This window comes from Agrobacterium tumefaciens (assembly GCF_013318015.2).
Classification (GTDB): Bacteria; Pseudomonadota; Alphaproteobacteria; order Rhizobiales; family Rhizobiaceae; genus Agrobacterium; species Agrobacterium tumefaciens.
This window is the reverse complement of record NZ_CP115841.1, coordinates 1,835,868-1,852,240: the sequence shown is the minus strand read 5'-3', so window position 1 is coordinate 1,852,240 and position 16,373 is coordinate 1,835,868. Positions and strand designations below refer to the sequence as shown.

The window sequence follows — 16,373 nt, the reverse complement described above, 5'->3', positions numbered from 1 at the left end:
AGACGGCGGGATGGTGTTCTGCCTTGAAACCATGCATCGAACTTCGCAAAATTCAATTCCGTTTCTTTCCCCTATGCGATAGCACTCGATAGTCGATTTCGGCACGGGGGCGAGCATATGACGGCAATCACCATGAACGATGCGCTGGAACGCGCAGGTGCGGGCGCCTATCAGCGGAGGTTGATGGGTATTTTCGGCCTCGTCTGGGCAGCGGATGCCATGCAGGTGCTGGCGGTCGGCTTCACTGCCGCCTCGATTGCCCTAACGTTTGGCCTGACTGTTCCGCAGGCCCTTCAAACCGGAACGGCCTTCTTCTTTGGCATGCTTTTAGGTGCTGCCGGTTTCGGGCGTCTGGCGGACCGTTACGGTCGCCGCCGTGTGTTGATCGTCACCGTGGCCTGCGATGCCGTGTTCGGTGTACTTTCCGTCTTTGCGCCGAACTTTGCCATTCTTCTTGTCCTACGCTTTTTGACGGGTGCGGCTGTCGGCGGCACCCTGCCGGTGGATTATGCGATGATGGCGGAATTCCTGCCCGCAAAAACCCGGGGGCGCTGGCTGGTCATGCTGGAAGGCTTCTGGGCCATCGGAACCCTGATCGTGGCGCTTGCAGCGTGGGGCGCTAGCCTTGCCGGTGTTGCCGATGCCTGGCGTTATATTTTCGCGGTTACGGCTTTCCCAGCCGTTGTGGGTCTGGGTTTACGGTTCATGGTGCCCGAATCGCCGCTTTACCTCGTGCGGAGAGGCCGATCGGACGAAGCCAAGGTCATCGTCAACCGTATGCTGGTGGTAAACGGCCGCGCGCCACTTGATGCAGGGACAGGGCTTTTTCAGCCGGAGGTTTCAAAAGGGCAGGGGATATTTTCGCCGGCGCTCAGACAGCGCAGCATCATGATCCTTGCCATCTGGTTCCTTGTCTCCGTTTCCTATTATGGCGTCTTCACCTGGATGCCGGCAAAACTGGCGGGAGACGGTTTCGGCTTCGTGCGCGGTTATGGTTTCCTCGTGCTGGTGGCACTGGCGCAGATCCCCGGTTATGCGCTTGCGGCCTATGGCGTTGAAAAATGGGGCCGCAAGCCGACGCTGATCGGTTTCTGCCTGCTGTCCGCCCTCGGTTGCCTGCTCTTCACGCTCGCTACAGGCGGCGCAATGATCGCCACATCGCTTCTGATCATGAGCTTTGCGCTGCTTGGCACCTGGGGTGCGCTTTATGCCTTCACGCCCGAATTGTACCCGACGGAATCGCGTGCGACCGGCATGGGGGCTGCGGGCGCCATGGCAAGGCTGGGCGGCCTTCTGGCGCCGTCGTTGCTGGGTTATGCCATCGCGCAGGACTTCGGTTTCGCCATCGGCATTTTCGCCGGGCTGCTGGTGCTGGCTGCGATTGCCGCAACGATGATCAACGCGGAAACGCGGCGGGTGGCGCTCTCCTGACACTGCTGCGCCAAACGCTTTCTTTCGAACGGATTAGAAACGCTTTTCAAGCCATGTGATCGCCTGGCCGCTGGAGAGCGGGGCAAGCGAGCCGATCTTGGTGAAACCGCAGCGCTCATAAAGCCTCAGCGCATCCGGGTTCATCGTGTCGATATAAGCGCCCATGCAGCCGCGCTTTTTCGCTTCCTCTTCCGCCATGCCGAGAAGCTTCGCGCCTGTGCCTTGACCGCGTAAGGTCTCGGGGATGAAGAGAAGCTGCACATAAAGCCAGCCGCGGCCGGTATAGCCGACAAGACCCCCGGTGACGGTGTTCTCATCGTCGCGGATTGTGATGATGAGTTCGCGTTTGTCGCTTTCGCCAAAACGGGCGAGATTATAGGCCACCAGGGGATCGCGGATGGCCTTTTCAGCTTCTGCATCCGCGGTGTCGCTCAAAACGAAATTCATGATTATCTTTCCCAGGTCGCCGAGCGGCGGCCGTTTCTCGTTTCCACTGCGAGACGTGAAAGCGCCTGAGCTTCCACCGGAAAGTTCCTACCGGCCCTCACGCCACCAGAGCGCGGAGAAAGCAAGGAGCAGGGCGGCAAGCCCGGCAAAACCGGCAAACAGCGGTAGGGTGTTGACACCTTTCAGCACCGTCTCGTCGGTCATGCGTATCAGCATGCGATCCTCATCGGCAACCCTGATATCGCCCCTGACAGGCAGGATATCGGGCAGTGCCACGCGGCCCGAATTGTCGGCGACACGGTGCACGCTGCCCTTGGTGGCGTCGGCAAGCGGCTTCAGCGTTTCGGTTGTCGAAATCATTGCCTTGAATTCCGGCGCATCCACCGCGCCGACATGGACGAGCGTAGTGAAATCGCCGTTCTTGATTTCGAACAGGCCGGTCTCGTCCATGCGACGCTCGATCTTGTAAAGACCGGGCTCGGTATTGTTGAAGGCCATGTTTTCGGTTTTGCCAGAGGGGAAATGCACGCTTGCCTGACCGGGGTCGTCGCCGATGGTCTGGCGGGTAATTTGCAATGTGCGGCCGTTGGCGCGCGCCGTCAGCGCCTCTTCCTCAAGCTCCGGTTCCTTCATCAGCCAGTGGGCGATGCGCCGGTAAAGTGCCACATGCGGGCCGCCGCCTTCGTAGCCACGCGCCCAAAGCCAGCCCTGATCGGAAAGCAGCATGGCGACACGGCCTTCACCCTGGCGGTTCAGCACCAGCAGCGGGTCCTGCCCGTCACCCAGCATCACGGTCTGGCCCTGCGGCGGCTCGACGCTGACGGTGCGGAACCAGCGGCCCCAATGCGGCGGCTCATCGCCCGACCCTTCCAGCCCACGGGTAACGGGGTGTTTCTTGCCCGCTTCCGAGAGGCGGGGATAAAAGGCGGACTGATGCACCTGGCCTGTCGGCTGGGCCGGCAGCACGGATGCAAGCGGCGTCATGGCGATCGAATCTTGACCGGCATGTTCCGGGCCTGCGGCGATCAAGAGCGCGCCGCCCTTTTCGACATATTGCGCGATGTAGTCGTAATAGAGGATCGGCAGCACGCCGCGATGCTGGTAGCGGTCGAAGATGATGAGGTCGAAATCCTCGATCTTTTCCACGAACAATTCGCGTGTGGGGAATGCGATCAGCGACAGCTCGTTGATCGGCGTACCGTCCTGTTTTTCCGGCGGGCGCAGAATGGTGAAATGCACCAGATCAACCGAGGCGTCGGATTTCAGGAGGTTGCGCCAGGCGCGCTCGCCCGCATGCGGCTCGCCGGAGACCAGCAGCACGCGCAGGTTCTGCCGGATACCTTCTATCAGGTGAACCGCACGGTTGTTCGCGGCCGTCACTTCGCCGGGAAGCTCGGCGACTGAGAACTCCATGACATTGTTGCCGCCGCGCGGAACCTTAAAAGTGAAGGGTGTCGGCTGGCCGGGTGTGGCCTGCAAGGTGGCGATTTCTTCGCCGTTCATCTTCACGGTTACTTCCGCCGAACCACCGCCCGCGGCTGCACGGCCATCATCGAAGACGCGCAGCGTCAGTTGCTGTTCCTCGTTGACGATGCCAAAGCGCGGCGCGCGGACGATCTCGATACGGCGGTCGAATTCATCGGCCTTGCCGGTGATCAGCCCGTGGAGGGGAGCGCGGAAACCAAGCGCCTGTTCGGCATTGGGCAGAGCATTCGGAATATCGTGGATCTGGCCATCGCTGAGGAAAATCGCACCGCCGACGCGGGAGGGCGAAACATCGGAGACGGCGGAGGAGAGGGCCGAGAAAAGCTGCGTCGAAGGTGAATCGCTCTCACCATCATCACGCACTTCCACGATGCGCGGTTCGATGCGCGGGAAGCGCGACAGCCGGTCTTTCAGCGCGGCAAGCGCCGTATCCGTCATCTGCGGTCGGTCCTGCACGTCCTGGCTCTGCGATCGATCGACGATAACGGGGACGATTGTGGAGAGAGGCTCGCGTTCCTCCTGGGTCAAAAGCGGATTGGCGATGGCGGCAAGCAGGGCGACAAGCGCCAGCCCGCGCAGCCATGCGCCGCGCACGCCGCGCCACAGGCCGATGAAGGAGAGAAGAAGGGCGGAGACGGCCAGAACGGCAATCACGATCCACGGCAGGAAGGGGGCGAATGTCAATGTCATGTCACTGCCCCAACCGTTCGAGAAGTGCGGGAACGTGTACCTGATCGGCCTTGTAGTTGCCGGTCAGCATATACATCATGATGTTGACGCCAGAGCGAAACGCATGTTCGCGCTGCAACTCGTCCGGCGGCACAGTGGGCAGCACCGGCGCGCCCTGCGCATCGACGGCCCATGCGCCGGCAAAATCATTGCCTGTTATCATGATCGGCGTTACGCCATCGCCGGAGGAAGAGAGGCCGGATGTCGTCTTCGCCGCCCCCTGGCGCGATTCCACCCAGAGCGGCGAGCCGTTGTAACGGCCGGGGAAATTGGTGAGCAGGTAGAAAGACCGCGTCAGGACGTGGTCTTCCGGCACGGGCTCCAGCGGCGGAATATCGATATTGGCGAGGATCGCCTGCAAACGTTCGCCATTGGGGCTGGTCGCGCCAGTGTCGAGCGACGAAAACTGATCGCGCGTGTCGAACAGAACGGTGCCACCGGCGCGCATATAGGCATCGATGCGCGATATGGCAGCGCTCGACGGCATGGGGGCGGAGGCCGACACCGGCCAGTAGATGATCGGGTAAAAGGATAATTCGTCCTTGGATATATCGAGGCCGACCGGCTGGCCGGGCTCCAGCGTCGTGCGCCAGGTCAGGAATTCGCTCAATCCCTGCAAACCCTGTTCGGAAATGCGGTCGACATCGTCCTCGCCGGTGCGGACATAAGCGAGATGCGTCGTGTCCAGCCGCTCGAAAATCTGCTCGTCACCGGGTTTGGGGTCGTCGGCGCGCGCATCGCTCGGGGACATCGCGGCGAAGGCGCCAATGGCCAGCAGCACGGTGGCAGCTGTGGCGCTGCGGGCTTTCGGCAAGCGTGCGAAGGCGCCGTTCATAAAGAGCACGATGAGACTGTCGGCAATCAACATCAGGAAGGCGGCGATGAACAAGGCCGGGCGCAGCGATTTCGCCGTTTCGCCGATCAGTGCTTCGCTGGTGGTGTTGACACCGGCGAGCGAGGTATCGAGCGGGCGAAGCGTGGCGCCAGCCGGTAGAAGATTGAGAGCCACGAAACCATCCTCTGTGCCATAAAGGCCGGGGGGATTGTCGAAACCGGTGCGGGGAGCTTGACCGGGGCGCATTTCCAACGGCCGGGCGGAGCCGACATCGGCTGACAAAGCACCTTCGGCCGTCAGTAGCCGGAAGGGCGGTAATGCTGCGGCCGGGGCATTCGCGGAGGTGGAAGCACCGCCTGCCTTGGACAATTGCACGATACGGCGCAACATATCGACGAAGTGGCCTGATATCGGCAGGTCGGACCAGCTTGCCTCGGCGCTGACATGGAACAGCACGATGCGGCCCGCTTCGACATTGCGGGTGGTGACGAGTGGCGTGCCGTCGGCAAGGCTCGCCCAGGTGCGCTCGGCGAGGTCCGGTGTCGGTTCGGCCAGAACCTGCCGTTTTACGAGCACGCCATCGGCCTTCGGCATTCCGGCAAAGGCGCCGAAATTCGGAAAATCGGCAAGCGGCTGTGGCTCGGCCCATGAGAGCGCGCCGCCAAGTGCGCGTTCACCCTGCCGCAACGTCACCGGCACCAGCGGATCATTGGTGGGGGCTGCGGCAAGGCGCGGTCCGGCAAAACGGATCAGCGTGCCGCCGGCGGCAAGCCAGCGCTGCATCGGCTCATAGGTCTCCTGCGGCAGACGTCCGATATCGGCCATGACGATGACGGAAGGATTGGATTGCAGGATTTCCGGGATCGCCTGCGCAAGATCTGCCTGTCGTTGCGGGATGAGATCGACAAAAGGCTGAAGGGCGCGGCTGATGTAATAAAGCGGCTGCAGCAGCGGCTGGAAATCATTGCCGGTTTCACCGGCCAGCAGCGCCACGCGGCGGCGGCGGAAACCGTCATCCAGAAGATGCACCGCGCCCGCCGTCGAAACTGCCTCGATGGAGAGGCGGGCGAAGTCGTTGCGCAATTCGAAAGGCGCTTCCACCGTTGCCGTCGTTTCCGCTTCGCCGGGGGCGAAACTGGCGGTGCCAGTGGCAAGGATGCGGCCCTGGCTGTCCTGCGCATTGACGGTCAACCGGCTGGGGGAGGCCGTGTCGAGCCGCGATAGCGTGACGCTCATCGCATCGGCATTGTTGGCGGCGCCGGTAATGGCGGCGATGGATTTCCCATCACCCGTGACGATGCGGAACTCGGCAGCTGAGAGGCTGGCCAGCGTTTTGAGTGCGCTTTCATCCTGCGCGGTGGCAACGCCGTCGGCAATATAGGCGAGCGTGCCGGGGGAGGTGCCGTTCAGCGCCTCGGTAATGGCTTCCGCCGTGCGCACGCGGTCGGGCGCAAGCGGCTTCGGCTTGGCGGCGGCGAGCTTGTCCAGCGCCACCGCCGTTGTGGCTGGCACGGCGTCGTGTTCGGCATCTGCGGTGAAGCTGATGGAAACGGGGCGATCAGCCCTTTCCGCATCGCCGATCAGGGCCTGAGCGGTGTCGACGCGTCTCTGCCAATCAGTTGCGGAGGCCCAGCTATTATCGACCACAAGCACCAGGGGACCAGTGCCGGCAATGCTGTTGTTGCGTGGGTTCACCACCGGATCGGCCAGCGCGAAAATCACGGCGGCGGCGAGCGCCATGCGCAGCAATGTCAGCCACCACGGGCTTTTCGAGGGCGTTTCCTCGCGCTTCAGCACGGTGGCCAGAATTTTCAGCGGCGGAAAAACCTCTGCCTTGGGGCGCGGCGGGGTGAGCCGCAACAGCCACCAGATGGCTGGAAGCGCCAGAAGGCCGAAGAGAATATAGGGGCTGGTGAAGACGAAGGGCAATGCGCTCATCGGTTGCCACCGCCTTGCGCGGGCGCACCGGACAAATACATGTGAACAGCCACAAGCGCCTCGGAGGCAAGATGATCGGTGCGGTGAAACACGAAATTCCAGCCTAGACGGCGCAGCGACGAAGACAGCGCTTCGCGGCGGGCGAGATAGGCGCGGGTATAATCCTCGCGAATGGTTTCCGCGCGGCCGGAGACGAGTTTTTCACCGGTTTCCGGGTCGGTAAATTCGGTGCGGCCCGAATAGGGGAAGGTTTCTTCGGCCGGATCGGCGATTTCCACCACATGGCCGCGCAAGCCGCGCCGCGCGAGTGGCGAAATCCGCTCCATAACGTTTTTCGCATCGTCGAGAAAATCGCCTATGAGGACGATGTCGCTTGCACCGCGGATCATGCCCGTTTCCGGCATGCCTGTGGTGAGCGGCGCGTGCATGATGGCGGCAGCCAGACGTTCGGCGGCGTTTCTGGCCGAGATGGGCTCCATGATACCGGGACAACCTATGCGCTCGCCCGAGCGCGCAAGGATTTCCGCCAGCGCCAGCATCAGCACCAATGCGCGGCTTTCCTTGGAGACGGAGCCGAGTGTGGATTTGAACATCATCGACGGCGACATGTCGGCCCACAGCCAGATGGTGTGGGCAGCTTCCCATTCCCTATCGCGCACATAGGTGTGGTCGTCGCGGGCCGAGCGTCGCCAGTCGATGCGCGACAGACTCTCACCTTCGGCATAGGGGCGGAACTGCCAGAAATTCTCGCCGATGCCGCGCTTGCGCCGGCCGTGCCAGCCGGCGGTGACGGTGTTGGCGATGCGCTTGGCTTCGACCATGCAGTCCGGCACCAGTGCGGCACGCTGGCGCGCGCGCGCCAGGACTTCGCTACCCGGTGTCTTATCTACGATCTGGCCGATGGATGCCACAGGCACTCCTTTCGAGAAAGCTTAGGCAGATGTCAGAGCGGCGGGCCGCTCCGAGTTTTTTGTCGAGGATCGGATTTTCCGAAAACAGCGTCACACTTTTCGGTCCGATGCCTTAGTTCTTCGCCTGCTCCACAAGGGCTGCGATGACATCGCGCACCGACATGCCTTCGGCGCGGGCGGCGAATGTCAGCGCCATGCGGTGCTCCAGCACCGGTTCGGCCAACGCATAGACATCGTCCAGCGACGGCGCGAGCCTGCCTTCGTAAAGCGCACGGGCGCGTGCCGTCAGCATCAGGGACTGGCCGGCGCGGGGACCCGGACCCCAGACAACGTGTTTGTCGGTCAATTTGTTGCCGTGGCCGGGGCGGGCAGAGCGGACAAGCGAAAGGATCGCGTCCACAACCTTGTCGCTGACCGGCATCTGGCGGATGAGCGCCTGGATTTCCATCATGCGTTCGGCGTCGATTACCTTGCGTGCCTCGCCCGATGCGGTGCCTGTCGTGTCGAGCAATATCTGGCGTTCGGCGGCAAGCTCGGGATAGCCGACATCCACCTGCAGCAGGAAGCGGTCGAGCTGCGCTTCAGGCAGTGGATAGGTGCCTTCCTGTTCCAGCGGGTTCTGGGTTGCGAGAACGTGGAACGGTTTCGGCAGGTCGTAACGCTGGCCGGCCATGGTGATGTGATATTCCTGCATGGCCTGCAGCAGTGCGGACTGCGTGCGCGGGCTTGCGCGGTTGATTTCATCCGCCATCAGCAATTGCGCAAACACCGGACCTTTTATGAAGCGGAAGGAGCGCCGCCCGTTTTCATCCTGATCCATGACTTCGGAGCCGAGAATATCCGATGGCATGAGGTCCGGTGTGAACTGGATGCGGTTGGCATCGAGCCCGAGAACCGTTCCGAGCGTGGTGACGAGCTTGGTCTTGGCAAGCCCGGGAACGCCGACGAGCAACGCGTGGCCGCCCGAGAGTATTGCGAGAAGCGTGTTCTGAACCACTTTTTCCTGGCCGAAGATGACCTTGGATACCTCCGCGCGGATCGCGGCAATATCCGAAAGCGCCTTTTCGGCCGAGGCGACGATGGCTTTTTCGTCGAGGGTTTCGCCGGTATTCATCACGCCCATGTCGCTCTCCTCATACCTTTGCCGCCGACCCATTCCTGCCCCGATCTTGATCGCCATTGGCCGGGGCGGATTTCGCGCTGCAACTAGCTTATTGCTCTCTTGGCCGCTGACAAGCGCCATTCGAATGACTATGTCGTGACTTAGTATTTCCTTATCGGCAAAGCGAGACTCGAATATGGCAGCGGAGACGATAAATTCGGCAAGCGATGCAGCAGGGCTGGCGGCGATGATTTCCCGCGCCGCCGAGCAGACCGGCGACGCCAAACGTGGACCTGCCCCGGTGGAGCGCTGGAATCCCCCCTTTTGCGGCGATCTCGACATGGAAATCCGCGCAGACGGCACCTGGTTCTATATGGGTACGCCCATTGGCCGGGCGCCGCTTGTGCGGCTGTTTTCCACGGTCCTGCGCAAGGATGACGACGGCAAGACCTATCTTGTAACTCCTGTGGAAAAAGTCGGCATCCGCGTGGTGGATGCACCTTTCGTGGCCGTCGAGATGAAGGTGACGGCGGGCGAGAAGGATGGCGGACCGCTGCTGACCTTCCGCACCAATGTCGGCGATGTGGTGGAGGCCGGGCCGGAGCATCCGCTACGCTTTACGATTTTCGGAGAAAACCGCGAATTGAAACCCTATATTCTGGTGCGCGGCAGGCTGGAGGCGCTCGTCTCGCGGGCGGTGATGTATGATCTCGTGGCACTCGGCGAGGTGATCGATGTGGACGGTGTCGAGATGTTTGCCGTGCGCTCGGGCGGGGTTGTCTTTCCCGTGATGCCCGCCAAAGAACTGGAACGGCTTTCGCAATGACAATAACGACAACCCGCCTTGAAACTTTTACCGCCGCCGATTTCCGCCGCCGGGTGCTGGAGGAAGGCAAGGGCGTGGCGGAACGCGAGAATGGCGATCATCTGCTCAATCCGGGCGTGGTGCTTTCGGGAAACGGCATAAGGCTGAAGGACGCCGCCGTGCTGGTGCCTGTCATCGACGACGGCAACGAAGCGCGGGTGATCTTCACCCAGCGTACCGCAACCCTGCGCAAACATTCCGGCCAGATTTCCTTTCCGGGCGGTGGCATCGATGCCGGGGACCGCACACCGGAAGAGGCGGCCCTGCGCGAGACGGAAGAGGAGATCGGCCTCTCGCGATCTTTCGTGGAAACAGTCGGGCGTCTGCCGGATTATATTTCCGGTACCGGTTTTCGCATCAAGCCGGTGCTGTCGGTCGTTCGTCCCGGCTTTGACCTGACGCTCAATCCCACGGAAGTGGATGAGGTTTTCGAGGTGCCGCTGTCTTTCCTGATGGACCCAGCCAATCACGGGCGCGGCAGCCGCATCTTTCAGGGGAAGGAGCGGTTTTTCTACGAAATGCCCTATGGCGAGCGCTACATTTGGGGCATTACGGCGGGCATCGTGCGGACGATTTACGAGAGGTTTTATTCATGAGCAGCCTTGCCGGGCGGGACTGGTTTGAAAAGCCGGCGCTGAAGCGCATCTTCGCGCTGTTGAACGCCGATGGCGGCGAGGTGCGGATCGTCGGCGGCGCCGTGCGCAATGCGCTGATGGAACAACCGGTCGTCGATGTCGATATGGCGACGACGCTTACCCCCGATGTGGTGGTTGAGCGCGCCAAGGCGGCGGGCATCAAGGCGGTACCGACCGGCATTGAACACGGCACGGTGACGCTGGTGATCGACGGCGAGGGTTTCGAGGTGACGACGCTGCGCCGCGATGTCGAGACCAACGGCCGCCATGCGCAGGTCGCTTTTGGCACAGACTGGCAGATCGATGCCGAACGGCGCGATCTCACCATCAACGCACTTTACGCTGACGAGAAGGGCAAGATCATCGACCTCATCGATGGCCTTCCCGACATTGAAACCGGCACGGTGCGCTTCATCGGCGATGCCGCGATGCGGATTTCGGAAGATTATCTGCGGATTCTTCGGTTCTTCCGCTTTTTCGCCCATTATGGTTCCGGTCGTCCCGATGCCGATGGCTTGCGCGCCAGTGCGCGAGCCAAGGACAAGCTGGGGACGCTCTCGGCCGAGCGGGTGTGGGGCGAGCTGAAAAAGCTGCTTTCCGCGCGCGATCCCTCCCGCGCCTTGCTGTGGATGCGGCAATCCGGCGTGTTGGCGGAAATTCTTCCCGAAACGGAAAAATGGGGTATCGACGCCATTCACGGGCTGGTGGCAACCGAACAGGCGCTTGGCTGGACAGTTGACCCGATGCTGCGGCTTGCTGCCATAGTGCCGCCCGACAGGGAGAGGCTAACGGCGCTTGCTGCGCGGCTGCGGCTGTCGAAGGCTGAAGCTGCATATCTTGCCCACTGGGCTTCCGCGCCGGTGATCGATCCGGAGATGAAGGAGACGGCGCTCGACCGGCTGCTTTACCGGCAGGGCGTTGACGGTGTGAAGACGCGGCTGAAGCTGGCGCTTGCCTCGGCCCGCGCCGACCTTTCGGGCGGTGAGGCGGCGATGCAGAAAGTCGCGCGACTTTCGACGCTGCTGACGAGAGCGAACAAGTTCCACAAGCCCGGCTTTCCGCTGAGCGGCGCTGATGTGATGGCCGCGGGCGTGGAGTCCGGTCCGAAGGTAGGCGAGGTGCTGAAAAGCCTCGAAGAAAAGTGGATCGACGTCAATTTCTCGCTAGACCGGGCAGCGCTGACCGCCCGGCTGAAGGATATGCTGGAGAATTGAGATCGCAGTGCCGGAGGCGTTGCAGCTCAGGCCGCATTTGCCTCGTCGCGGATGCGGGATTTGATGTTTTCGATCATGTTTTCGCGGATGATGGTTTCGCCGTGGGCCGATCGCATATGTTCCACGGTGCGGCGCACGACTTCCGCGTCGTCATCCGCGCGGGTGTGCCAGGCACAGCCGGGCACGAGCGTTCCACATTCAAACAGTCTCATGGTCTTGCCTCCCTGTTTTAGACAGAGGGACAGCCTGCAAATGCCTGCTGTCCCTCTGACAAGAAACGAACGGTCGCCGCTAATGTTCCAGAGCGGCGTCCGCTGACCCTGTTCAGGCCCTATTCGGGCATCGCCCAGCACTGGAAAACAGAGGATGTGCCGGCTGCCGGGATTTTTGTACGAGGCATTTCGTCATTGTCGGCCCGCGTCACCGCTTTTCCGGCAAGCGTGCGTTTTACCTGTTCGACATAAAAGGAATGCGGCAGTTCGCGATCGCCGGTGGCACGCATTTCCGCTGCCATGCGGTCGATCAAATCAGGGGTATCGATGGAATGCGAGGCTCCCTCAGCGGAAGCAGATATAGGCATGCTGTTCGAAGTAATCATGACGATAGCTCCTCCAGTACGTCTGCACGCAGGAGATTATCATTGCCTTTATTTTTCCATAAGTCCTAATTTGCGCGATTTGCGCCCAAATTCCTGACGGGCGTCAAATTTACGTGAGTATTTCAGGGCCAGCGGACCACGGGCGGCAGGGAAGACAGAATCGATTCGACATTGCCGCCGGTCTTGAGGCCGAAGATCGTGCCGCGGTCGTAAAGCAGGTTGAATTCCACATAGCGGCCACGGCGAATAAGCTGCTCGTCGCGGTCCTCTTCCGTCCAGGGCTGGTTGAAATTGGACCGCACGATTTTTGGGTAGACCAGGTTGAAGGCGCGGCCAACATCCTGCACGAAGGCGAAATTGGCGTCCCAGCCGCCCTTTTCCTCTTCCGGGTGCAGCCAGTCGAAAAAGATACCGCCGGTGCCGCGCGGCTCGTTGCGGTGCTTGAGGAAGAAGTACTCGTCGCACCACGACTTGTAGCGCGGATAGTCGGCCACGGGATGGCGGTTACAGGTGATCTCGAAGCCGCGGTGGAAAAGCTGGGTGTCTGGATCCTGTTCCGTCCGCCGGCGTCCAAGCACGGGCGTCAGGTCCGCGCCGCCGCCGAACCAGTGGCTGGTGGTGACGACCATGCGGGTATTCATATGAACAGCCGGCACATTGGGATTGACCGGATGGGCGATCAGCGAAATGCCCGAGGCCCAGAAGCTCGGGTCTTCTTCCGCGCCCGGTATCTGCTGGCGGAATTCCGGCGAGAACTCACCATAGACGGTGGAGGTGTGGACGCCGACCTTTTCGAAGACGCGGCCCTCCATCATCGACATCTTACCGCCGCCGCCCGCGCCATTGTCGCGCAGCCAGTCCTTTTGCACGAAGCGTCCCGGTTCCTGATCGGCGAGCGGGCCGCTCAGCTCGTCTTCAAGGGTTTCGAAGGAGGTAACGATGGTGTCGCGCAGATGCTGGAACCAGGCCTCGGCGGCGGCCTTCTTGTCTTCTATGTCCTCGGGCAAGCCCTTCGGCAAAGATGGCCGTTCCATGCATGTTCTCCTTTGGTGAAGTCGATTCCCTGTCGCATCTAGCAGGTGCTGGCCTTGCGCACAAATTCGACTCGCCAAGTTCACATGCGGACACTATCTTTAGCGATGTAGGTGCCAGAGGTGAATATCATGACGAAATTTGCCGGACCGCCGCCCCTGGACGGGCTGAAGCGCAGGATCGCCAATCACCGCAAGGCGCGTGAAAGTGACGGTGGCGATCCGATGCGCAACGGCATGTTCGTGCGGCAGACCTTTTGTCTCGACCGTGAAGAAGCCCGTGCCAAGGCGCGCGAGTGGTTCGACAGTTTTCCGAAGGCCGCCTATTGGACCGAAGTGGAAAGCTGGCGGCAGCTGGAAGGCGACCGCATCGAATTCACCATGCGGCGGCTTCCTTCGGCAGACTAAGCTTTAAGCACGCGGTTCGGCGTAACGCAGGCGGCTTTCGATCAAAACACCGCTTTCATCCAGAATGGGATGCGCCACAGACACGATATGGGCGTTTATGCGCTTCAGGTCGCGCAGCATGTCGAGATGCAGTGAACTCGTCTGCATGCTTTCCGTCAGCCCATCGCGCAGCCGCTCCAGATGGCGGTTGGACGACTGTTTTTCGAGGCGGCGTATATCCACCTTGCTTTCCATCAGCCGGCGGGCGAGATCGAAATCGCCGGTCACCAGAATGCTCTGGGCGGCCCGCAGATTTTCGATTGTCATGTCGAACAGCGTCTTCAGCTCCTCATAACCGTCGTCGGAAAATTTGAAGCTGTTCAGCACCTTCTTGCGGATCTGCTCGCAAATGCCTTTTTCGATGATGTCGCCGATATGTTCGAGATTGATCGCGTAATCGATGATGGCGATCGAACGGCGCGCTTCGTCGTCTGCAAGCCCTTTGCGCCCCAGTTGGGAAAGATAGACCTTCACCTCCTGCTGACGGCGATCGACCTTCTTTTCGAGCAGGGACACTTCCTGAAGGGGTGCCAGATCATTATGCTTGAAGGCGTTTTCGGCGCGGATCAGCATGCGCTCGATAGCATCGCCGACGCTCAAGACCTCACGCGTGGCATTGGCGAGCGCCACAACAGGCGTATCCAGCGCCTGCTGATCGAGGAAATTCGGGCCATCTTCGGCTTTCGGATCGCCCGGCACCAGCTTTGCCATCAGGTCGGATATGAGGGCTGAGAACGGCCAGGCAACCGCTGCCAGAATGACATTGAAGATGAGATGCGCATCAACAGGCAATTTGGCGGGCGAAAGCGGCAATTGCTGCAAAAGCGTTGCGCCATAGGATGCGAGTGGCATGGCGATGAGGCAGCCGATGGTGCGCACCACAAGGTTGCCGATAGTGATGCGCCGCGCCGAGGCCGGGCCGGAGAGCGTGGCGATGACCGGCGGAATGGCGCCGCCGAGATTGGCGCCGAGAATGAGAACGATGATGAGACCGGCGGACAGCGTGCCAGTAGCAGCAAGCGACAGGATAAGCACCACGACAGCGAGGCTGGAGGAGGAGACGAAGGCCAGCACGGCGGAGAAGATCAGCGCGACGGGCCATGCGCCATCAAGCAGACCGATGAAGACGCCAAGGGCTGGCGAGGCACGCATCGGTTCGGTCGCGCCGCTCAACAGATGCAATGACAGAAGCATCAGGCCGATGCCGATGACCGCGGTTCCGCCACCTTGTCGGGCGTTTGAGCTACCCTTTTTGAGAACGATACCGGAGAGGATCAGCAGCGGCGACAGCCACTCCACACCGGCCGCGACAATCCAGGCGGTGACGGCGGTGCCGACATTGGCGCCGAGCAGCACGACCTGCGCCATGCGCGGCTTGATGAGATCGCGTTCTGCGAAGGAGGCGACGGTAAGCGCGGTTGCCGTCGAGCTTTGCAGCGCGACAGTGGCGAAAAAGCCGGAAAAGAAGGAACGCGGGCCGCTCTGGGTGCCCGTCGCCAATACACTTCGCAGTTTCATGCCGAAGGCACGGGTAACCCCATCCTTGACCTGGGCAAGACCAAAGAGCAGCAGCGCGACTGCGCCGAGAAGGTTGACGATGACAATGGTGGATTGCATGCGACGTCTCCTCACACCCGCCGGCGGATGGCTGCGGCGAGGGCGATTTTTGTTGTCCGGCTAATAAGTATAGGAGCCTGAACGCCTTCGGTACAGGCCGGGTTGCGACAGTTTTGAAGCAAAAACGGTCAATTTTTGTATTTGCACGAAAAAATGGCGCTAAAAAAGGCGCTTAAGACCATGCAGTCTGGCGCAAAGCCTCGCCGGTGATCATCGCGGCGGACATTGCGACGTTGATGGAGCGCTGCCCCTCGACCATCGGGATGATGATTCGCTCCTGCGCCTTCTCATGCACGTGGTCCGGCACACCAGCACTTTCACGGCCGAAAAGCAGGATATCGTCGTGGCGATAGGCGATTTTCGTATAGGGCAGGGCGGCCTTGGTGGAGGCGAGAACGAGGCGGCGGCCGGTGGTTGCGCGCCACTCCTCAAACCGGTCCCAGCTGACGTGGCGCGTCAGCGCCGCCGCTGCGATATAATCCATGCCTGCCCTTTTCAGGTTGCGGTCGGAAATATCGAAACCGGCCGGCTCGATGATATCGACGCCGAGGCCGAGACAGGCCGCCAGCCGCAGGATCGTGCCGGTATTGCCGGGAATATCCGGCTGGTAGAGGGCAATCCTGATTTCGGGTCTGATATCGCTCATGGTCTTCTCACCGCGTTTGGAATGCCGGAGCGCTTATCACGGGCGGCGGGTTTGTGACAGATGCAGCCCGAGAGGACCGTTTCGAAGAGTGCCGTATTCATTCGCGTGACACACAGTCGGGCTACCCATTAACCATCGTGCCGTCAGGCCGATCCGGCATATCCGGTTGCGTCGGATCGGCGTTGTTTCGATCCGGGTTCCGCGCAGCAAAAACAGGAAGATATCATGTCCGAACGGGCGAATTTCGTCCATTTGACCGACCTGCATGTCGGCAATCTGCAGGTGCAGGACGATGATCTTTATTCCGACACCTCGGCCACGCTTGCCGATACTCTGGCGCAGATCAAGGCGCTCGGGCAGGCGCAGGACGCCGCCGAGTAAGCTGCGTATCCAGGCCTTACAACGGGCGGAGACCTTTGCCGGGTCTTCTCCGCCCGTTCGG

General features: G+C 61.4%; 16 protein-coding genes. 6 read left to right on the top strand and 10 right to left on the bottom strand.

Annotated features, from left to right (window positions below; all coding sequences use genetic code 11):
- Nucleotides 1-117: 117 nt before the first annotated feature.
- The gene (locus tag G6L97_RS09210) at nt 118-1,431 is read left to right on the top strand and encodes an MFS transporter (RefSeq protein WP_174002856.1); all 1,314 of its coding nucleotides are present in this window, start codon (nt 118-120) and stop codon (nt 1,429-1,431) included.
- A 33-nt stretch (nt 1,432-1,464) separates the two neighbouring features.
- Here the strand turns inward: G6L97_RS09210 and G6L97_RS09205 are convergent, their stop codons facing one another.
- The 5 genes from G6L97_RS09205 to G6L97_RS09185 all read right to left on the bottom strand — a co-directional run bounded on the left by G6L97_RS09205 (nt 1,465) and on the right by G6L97_RS09185 (nt 8,899).
- A complete protein-coding gene (locus G6L97_RS09205) occupies nt 1,465-1,878 on the bottom strand; it encodes a GNAT family N-acetyltransferase (RefSeq protein ID WP_111783598.1) in 414 nt (137 codons plus the stop codon).
- Nucleotides 1,879-1,965: 87 nt separating this feature from the next.
- The gene (locus tag G6L97_RS09200; protein ID WP_111783597.1) at nt 1,966-4,053 is read right to left on the bottom strand and encodes a hypothetical protein; all 2,088 of its coding nucleotides are present in this window, start codon (nt 4,051-4,053) and stop codon (nt 1,966-1,968) included.
- 1 nt (nt 4,054) lies between these two features.
- The gene (locus tag G6L97_RS09195; RefSeq protein WP_111783596.1) at nt 4,055-6,865 is read right to left on the bottom strand and encodes a DUF4159 domain-containing protein; all 2,811 of its coding nucleotides are present in this window, start codon (nt 6,863-6,865) and stop codon (nt 4,055-4,057) included.
- Nucleotides 6,862-7,776 (bottom strand): DUF58 domain-containing protein, encoded by a 915-nt coding sequence (locus G6L97_RS09190; RefSeq protein WP_003513542.1) that lies wholly within the window; start codon nt 7,774-7,776, stop codon nt 6,862-6,864. Before G6L97_RS09190 ends, G6L97_RS09195 begins: the two co-directional genes overlap by 4 nt.
- 112 nt (nt 7,777-7,888) lie before the next feature.
- On the bottom strand, nt 7,889-8,899 hold the full coding sequence (locus tag G6L97_RS09185) for an AAA family ATPase (protein WP_003513541.1): 1,011 nt from the start codon (nt 8,897-8,899) through the stop codon (nt 7,889-7,891).
- Nucleotides 8,900-9,074: 175 nt separating this feature from the next.
- On the opposite strand from G6L97_RS09185, the gene G6L97_RS09180 reads away from it, so the two are divergent.
- Genes G6L97_RS09180 through G6L97_RS09170 form a run of 3 tightly spaced genes read left to right on the top strand, consistent with a single transcriptional unit; the run spans nt 9,075 to nt 11,592 of the window.
- The gene (locus G6L97_RS09180) at nt 9,075-9,704 is read left to right on the top strand and encodes a DUF1285 domain-containing protein (RefSeq protein ID WP_025594170.1); all 630 of its coding nucleotides are present in this window, start codon (nt 9,075-9,077) and stop codon (nt 9,702-9,704) included.
- Nucleotides 9,701-10,339 carry an NUDIX hydrolase gene (locus G6L97_RS09175; protein ID WP_174002854.1) on the top strand — a complete coding sequence of 213 codons (639 nt, stop codon included), beginning with the start codon at nt 9,701-9,703 and terminating at the stop codon, nt 10,337-10,339. Before G6L97_RS09180 ends, G6L97_RS09175 begins: the two co-directional genes overlap by 4 nt.
- Nucleotides 10,336-11,592, top strand: a complete 1,257-nt coding sequence (locus G6L97_RS09170; RefSeq protein WP_111783594.1) for a CCA tRNA nucleotidyltransferase — start codon at nt 10,336-10,338, stop codon at nt 11,590-11,592. Before G6L97_RS09175 ends, G6L97_RS09170 begins: the two co-directional genes overlap by 4 nt.
- A 26-nt stretch (nt 11,593-11,618) precedes the next feature.
- On the opposite strand, the gene G6L97_RS09165 is transcribed toward G6L97_RS09170, so the two are convergent.
- The 3 genes from G6L97_RS09165 to hemF all read right to left on the bottom strand — a co-directional run bounded on the left by G6L97_RS09165 (nt 11,619) and on the right by hemF (nt 13,224).
- Nucleotides 11,619-11,804 carry a DUF1059 domain-containing protein gene (locus G6L97_RS09165; RefSeq protein ID WP_003513537.1) on the bottom strand — a complete coding sequence of 62 codons (186 nt, stop codon included), beginning with the start codon at nt 11,802-11,804 and terminating at the stop codon, nt 11,619-11,621.
- A 119-nt stretch (nt 11,805-11,923) separates the two neighbouring features.
- Nucleotides 11,924-12,190 (bottom strand): hypothetical protein, encoded by a 267-nt coding sequence (locus G6L97_RS09160; protein ID WP_003513532.1) that lies wholly within the window; start codon nt 12,188-12,190, stop codon nt 11,924-11,926.
- Between the two features lie 122 nt (nt 12,191-12,312).
- Nucleotides 12,313-13,224 carry an oxygen-dependent coproporphyrinogen oxidase gene (gene hemF / locus G6L97_RS09155; RefSeq protein ID WP_111783593.1) on the bottom strand — a complete coding sequence of 304 codons (912 nt, stop codon included), beginning with the start codon at nt 13,222-13,224 and terminating at the stop codon, nt 12,313-12,315.
- 129 nt (nt 13,225-13,353) lie between these two features.
- Between hemF and G6L97_RS09150 the strand changes: the two genes are divergently transcribed.
- Nucleotides 13,354-13,629 (top strand): hypothetical protein, encoded by a 276-nt coding sequence (locus G6L97_RS09150; protein ID WP_013636608.1) that lies wholly within the window; start codon nt 13,354-13,356, stop codon nt 13,627-13,629.
- Nucleotides 13,630-13,632: 3 nt separating this feature from the next.
- On the opposite strand, the gene G6L97_RS09145 is transcribed toward G6L97_RS09150, so the two are convergent.
- Entirely contained in the window at nt 13,633-15,285 is a 1,653-nt protein-coding gene (locus G6L97_RS09145) for a Na/Pi cotransporter family protein (RefSeq protein ID WP_065662220.1), read from the bottom strand.
- 172 nt (nt 15,286-15,457) lie between these two features.
- The gene (locus G6L97_RS09140) at nt 15,458-15,931 is read right to left on the bottom strand and encodes a tRNA (cytidine(34)-2'-O)-methyltransferase (RefSeq protein WP_003513525.1); all 474 of its coding nucleotides are present in this window, start codon (nt 15,929-15,931) and stop codon (nt 15,458-15,460) included.
- A 225-nt stretch (nt 15,932-16,156) separates the two neighbouring features.
- On the opposite strand from G6L97_RS09140, the gene G6L97_RS09135 reads away from it, so the two are divergent.
- Nucleotides 16,157-16,312, top strand: coding sequence for a hypothetical protein (locus tag G6L97_RS09135; protein ID WP_162995199.1), 156 nt, complete (start codon nt 16,157-16,159; stop codon nt 16,310-16,312).
- Nucleotides 16,313-16,373: the final 61 nt, after the last annotated feature.

Excerpts from the sequence above, each read along its gene's own strand:
- G6L97_RS09210 (WP_174002856.1), top strand. The coding sequence starts at position 118 with ATGACGGCAATCACCATGAACGATGCGCTGGAACGCGCAGGTGCGGGC.
- G6L97_RS09205 (WP_111783598.1), bottom strand. The coding sequence starts at position 1,878 with ATGAATTTCGTTTTGAGCGACACCGCGGATGCAGAAGCTGAAAAGGCC.
- G6L97_RS09200 (WP_111783597.1), bottom strand. The coding sequence starts at position 4,053 with ATGACATTGACATTCGCCCCCTTCCTGCCGTGGATCGTGATTGCCGTT.
- G6L97_RS09195 (WP_111783596.1), bottom strand. The coding sequence starts at position 6,865 with ATGAGCGCATTGCCCTTCGTCTTCACCAGCCCCTATATTCTCTTCGGC.
- G6L97_RS09185 (WP_003513541.1), bottom strand. The coding sequence starts at position 8,899 with ATGGGCGTGATGAATACCGGCGAAACCCTCGACGAAAAAGCCATCGTC.
- G6L97_RS09180 (WP_025594170.1), top strand. The coding sequence starts at position 9,075 with ATGGCAGCGGAGACGATAAATTCGGCAAGCGATGCAGCAGGGCTGGCG.
- G6L97_RS09175 (WP_174002854.1), top strand. The coding sequence starts at position 9,701 with ATGACAATAACGACAACCCGCCTTGAAACTTTTACCGCCGCCGATTTC.
- G6L97_RS09170 (WP_111783594.1), top strand. The coding sequence starts at position 10,336 with ATGAGCAGCCTTGCCGGGCGGGACTGGTTTGAAAAGCCGGCGCTGAAG.
- G6L97_RS09165 (WP_003513537.1), bottom strand. The coding sequence starts at position 11,804 with ATGAGACTGTTTGAATGTGGAACGCTCGTGCCCGGCTGTGCCTGGCAC.
- G6L97_RS09160 (WP_003513532.1), bottom strand. The coding sequence starts at position 12,190 with ATGATTACTTCGAACAGCATGCCTATATCTGCTTCCGCTGAGGGAGCC.
- hemF (WP_111783593.1), bottom strand. The coding sequence starts at position 13,224 with ATGGAACGGCCATCTTTGCCGAAGGGCTTGCCCGAGGACATAGAAGAC.
- G6L97_RS09150 (WP_013636608.1), top strand. The coding sequence starts at position 13,354 with ATGACGAAATTTGCCGGACCGCCGCCCCTGGACGGGCTGAAGCGCAGG.
- G6L97_RS09145 (WP_065662220.1), bottom strand. The coding sequence starts at position 15,285 with ATGCAATCCACCATTGTCATCGTCAACCTTCTCGGCGCAGTCGCGCTG.
- G6L97_RS09140 (WP_003513525.1), bottom strand. The coding sequence starts at position 15,931 with ATGAGCGATATCAGACCCGAAATCAGGATTGCCCTCTACCAGCCGGAT.
- G6L97_RS09135 (WP_162995199.1), top strand. The coding sequence starts at position 16,157 with ATGTCCGAACGGGCGAATTTCGTCCATTTGACCGACCTGCATGTCGGC.